The following is a 2,878-nucleotide window of genomic DNA, read 5'->3' on the forward strand; positions in this document are numbered from 1 at the left end:
GCCGCGCGCCCGATCCCCCCCGATCGCGTCAGCACGTCGGCCTCGACCGTGGCGTTGCCACGGGAGTCGAGCACGCGCCGGAGCGAGACGCCGCTGATGCGCGTCATTTGCCCTCCCGTCGTACCGTGAACGGCAGGACGCCGGCGTCGTACTCCTGTGCCGCGATGAGGTACGGCTCGGTGCGATCGGTCTCCACGAGCACCGGCGCGCCGTACGATAGCTGCAGCGCTCGGGCGCCGATGATGCGGGCCTTCTCGTACCGATTGAACTCCGTGCTCATTGGTAGGGGGAGACGACGTCCACCAGGTCGCGGTGGCTGACCATCATGCGCCGGCAGCAGTGCCGATCGACGCCGAGGTCGTCGAGCACCGCCGCGGGGTCCTCGTCGCCGTCACGCGCTCGTTCCTCGAACTCCTCCCAGTGTTCCCCGATGACCTTGCCACACGAGAAACACCGGACGGGTATCATCATGGTTTGATCACCTCAGCGGTAGGACTTCTGGTAACGGGCACGCGCGCCGGGCCCGCCCCACTTCTTCGGTTCGGACTGCCGGGAGTCGTTCACCAGCAGCGAGCGGTCGAACTCCATGTAGGCGTCGCGGAGTTCGGCGTCCTGCAGGTGCTGGACGAGTCCGCGGGCGATCGCGGTGCGGGCCGCGTCGGCCTGCCCCGCGAAGCCGCCGCCGGAGACCGACACGTCGATGTCGACCTCCGAGCGGAGGTCGTCGCCGGCGATGCGGAACGGCTCCAGCATCTTGAGCCGCGAGAGCTCCGGTTCGACCAGCTCGACGGGCTGGGAGTTGATGCGAACGCGACCCTCGCCCTCGCTTACGGTGGCGCGGGCGACGGCCGTCTTCTTCTTGCCGGACGTGTTCGTTACCATGTCTTGTTGGCGCCGAGGGTCTCGGAGATCTCACCGAGCGTGGTGAACTTGATGTTCGAGAGCCGGTCGAGCGAGGTGCCCTCGAGCACCTCGCCGTCGCGGTCGTGGGGGTTGCCCACGTAGATGCGGATACTCTCGAAGGCCTCGCGGCCGCGGTCCTGCTTGTACGGCAGCATCCCGCGCACCGAGCGCTTGAAGATGCGGTCCGGACGCTTGGGGTAGTACGGTCCCGAGTCCGAGCCCAGATTCGCTCGCGTGCGGTAGGTGTCCATCGTGGCCTCCTCGTTGCCGGTGATCACCGCCTGCTCGGCGTTGATCACGGCGACGCGGTCGCCGTCGAGGGCGCGCTGGGCGACCTCGCTGGCGACGCGGCCCATGATGCAGTCGCGGGCGTCGACGACGAGGTCGGCCTCCCACTCGGCGACGCTCATCGAATCACCCGCACGTTGCTGCCTTCGGGGTTGTTTTCGAGTTCCTGTTCGAGCTGTACTGCCTCGCCGACCTGGTCGATCTTCTTCCGGGCGGTGCCGGAGAACTCGACCGCGGCGACGGTAACGTCTTTCTGGAGCACACCGCTACCGAGCACCTTGCCGGGCACGACGACGGTCTCGTCTTCCTGGGCGTACCGCTCGATGCGGCCCAGGTTGACCTCTGCGTGCGTGCGGCGCGGCTTCTCAAGTCGTTCGGCGACGTCGGCCCACACGTTGGCACCGACGTCGCGGGAGACCGACTTGAGCTCGGCGATGAGGCTCCCTAGTCTCGGGTTCGTCTTGTTGCTACTCATGGATTGACCTCTGAAGTGGAGTTGCCTCCGGAAAACTGAGAGTGCAGGGAGCAGGATTTGAACCTGCGGACCTCTACAGGACAGCGCCCTGAACGCTGCGCCGTTGGCCTGACTTGGCTATCCCTGCCTGCACTCTCGTGTACTCGATGTCCCTTGAAAGCGGTTTCGGTCCGCACCCACGCCGCGCCGGCGCCGCGGCTCCCGGATCGGGGGCTGGCGTCGGGGTGGCGTGGACTTTGGAACATCAGACTGCGACTTTCTCTTGCAGTTCGTCCGCGCGTGACTCGATCGACTCGATCCCGCGGAGCACCAGTTCTTCGACCGTCATCGAGCCGTCCGTCTCCACGTGGAAGACGAAGGCCCCGGGCACGTCCTCGACTTCGAGTTCCTTTCCGGGGTAGCGCTCGGTCAGGTCGTGATCGAACTCGTCGGTGGGGACCAGCTCACCCTCCTCGGTCTCGATGACCCCGCGGAGGATGTTGGTCTCTTCCTCGTCGAACTCGCCGCGGTCGCCGACGACCGACACCTTCCGCAGGTGGCGGTAGCCGACCGCGACGCCTCCCGACTGCTTGGCGTGGCTCTTGCCGTCGTCGAGGACGGCCTCGGCCTCCAGCTCGATGCGCTGGTTCTCGCCGCCGGGGTTCTCGTTGAGCTGGATGATCGGGATGTCCTCGTCGGCGGGCTGGACGTCGGGGTCCGAGGACTCGATGTCCCCGGAGTACGCCGTGCCCGGCCCCTCGACGTCGAGCGCGAGGGTGACGGTGTCACCGTACTCGAAGTCGTCGGGCGTCGTCAGCGGGACGAGCCCGAGTCGGAGCCCGATCATCTCGTCGAACATCACCGAGGAGTTCTCCACGACGTGGAGCGTGTCGATGCTCAGCGTGGGCACGTCCGCGATCATCGCCCGGCGAAGCCCGTTGGCAAAGGCCGGGGTGAGACCGCGCACGAGGATCCGCGCCTCGCGATCGTCGCCTCGGATGTACTCGACGTCGAATTCGTCTGCCATGTGTTACAGTCGGTTCTTCTTGGGTGCGCGCGTCCCGTCGTGGGGAAGCGGGGTCACGTCCTCGATGCGGCCGATCTCCAGGCCCGCGCGGGCGAGCGCTCGGATCGTCGCCTGCGCGCCCGGCCCCGGGGACTTGGTGTCGTTACCGCCCGGACCGCGAACACGGACGTGGACGCCGCCGATGCCGGCGGCCTTCACGTCGTCGA

Annotated in this window: 7 protein-coding genes and 1 tRNA gene; all 8 read right to left on the minus strand. The window is 67.3% G+C overall.

Annotated features, from left to right (window positions below; all coding sequences use genetic code 11):
• Positions 1-103 precede the first annotated feature (103 nt).
• Positions 104-280: a DNA-directed RNA polymerase subunit K gene (locus ACFR9S_RS05990; RefSeq protein ID WP_053948626.1), complete on the minus strand. Its 177-nt coding sequence runs from the start codon at positions 278-280 to the stop codon at positions 104-106.
• A complete protein-coding gene (locus tag ACFR9S_RS05995; RefSeq protein ID WP_053948627.1) occupies positions 277-471 on the minus strand; it encodes a DNA-directed RNA polymerase subunit N in 195 nt (64 codons plus the stop codon). Before ACFR9S_RS05995 ends, ACFR9S_RS05990 begins: the two co-directional genes overlap by 4 nt.
• A gap of 12 nt (positions 472-483) precedes the next feature.
• Complete coding sequence (locus ACFR9S_RS06000) at positions 484-882, minus strand: 30S ribosomal protein S9 (protein WP_379731574.1); 399 nt, start codon at positions 880-882, stop codon at positions 484-486.
• The gene (locus ACFR9S_RS06005) at positions 876-1,313 is read right to left on the minus strand and encodes a 50S ribosomal protein L13 (RefSeq protein ID WP_379731573.1); all 438 of its coding nucleotides are present in this window, start codon (positions 1,311-1,313) and stop codon (positions 876-878) included. The genes ACFR9S_RS06000 and ACFR9S_RS06005 overlap by 7 nt, the downstream gene beginning before the upstream one ends.
• Positions 1,310-1,666 (minus strand): 50S ribosomal protein L18e, encoded by a 357-nt coding sequence (locus ACFR9S_RS06010; protein WP_053948630.1) that lies wholly within the window; start codon positions 1,664-1,666, stop codon positions 1,310-1,312. Before ACFR9S_RS06010 ends, ACFR9S_RS06005 begins: the two co-directional genes overlap by 4 nt.
• Before the next feature lie 42 nt (positions 1,667-1,708).
• Positions 1,709-1,793, minus strand: a tRNA-Leu gene (locus ACFR9S_RS06015).
• Between the two features lie 117 nt (positions 1,794-1,910).
• The gene (locus ACFR9S_RS06020; RefSeq protein ID WP_379731572.1) at positions 1,911-2,672 is read right to left on the minus strand and encodes a DNA-directed RNA polymerase subunit D; all 762 of its coding nucleotides are present in this window, start codon (positions 2,670-2,672) and stop codon (positions 1,911-1,913) included.
• Positions 2,673-2,675: 3 nt separating this feature from the next.
• On the minus strand, positions 2,676-2,878 hold a 203-nt coding region (gene rpsK, locus ACFR9S_RS06025), incomplete at its 5' end, for a 30S ribosomal protein S11 (RefSeq protein ID WP_379818271.1).

Origin of the sequence: Halolamina salina, from assembly GCF_042678005.1 — an archaeon.
Lineage (GTDB): Archaea > Halobacteriota > Halobacteria > Halobacteriales > Haloferacaceae > Halolamina > Halolamina salina.

What these genes read in the sequence shown, in the direction of transcription:
- ACFR9S_RS05990 (WP_053948626.1), bottom strand. Translation starts at nt 280, where the DNA reads ATGAGCACGGAGTTCAATCGGTACGAGAAGGCCCGCATCATCGGCGCC.
- ACFR9S_RS05995 (WP_053948627.1), bottom strand. Translation starts at nt 471, where the DNA reads ATGATGATACCCGTCCGGTGTTTCTCGTGTGGCAAGGTCATCGGGGAA.
- ACFR9S_RS06000 (WP_379731574.1), bottom strand. Translation starts at nt 882, where the DNA reads ATGGTAACGAACACGTCCGGCAAGAAGAAGACGGCCGTCGCCCGCGCC.
- ACFR9S_RS06005 (WP_379731573.1), bottom strand. Translation starts at nt 1,313, where the DNA reads ATGAGCGTCGCCGAGTGGGAGGCCGACCTCGTCGTCGACGCCCGCGAC.
- ACFR9S_RS06010 (WP_053948630.1), bottom strand. Translation starts at nt 1,666, where the DNA reads ATGAGTAGCAACAAGACGAACCCGAGACTAGGGAGCCTCATCGCCGAG.
- ACFR9S_RS06020 (WP_379731572.1), bottom strand. Translation starts at nt 2,672, where the DNA reads ATGGCAGACGAATTCGACGTCGAGTACATCCGAGGCGACGATCGCGAG.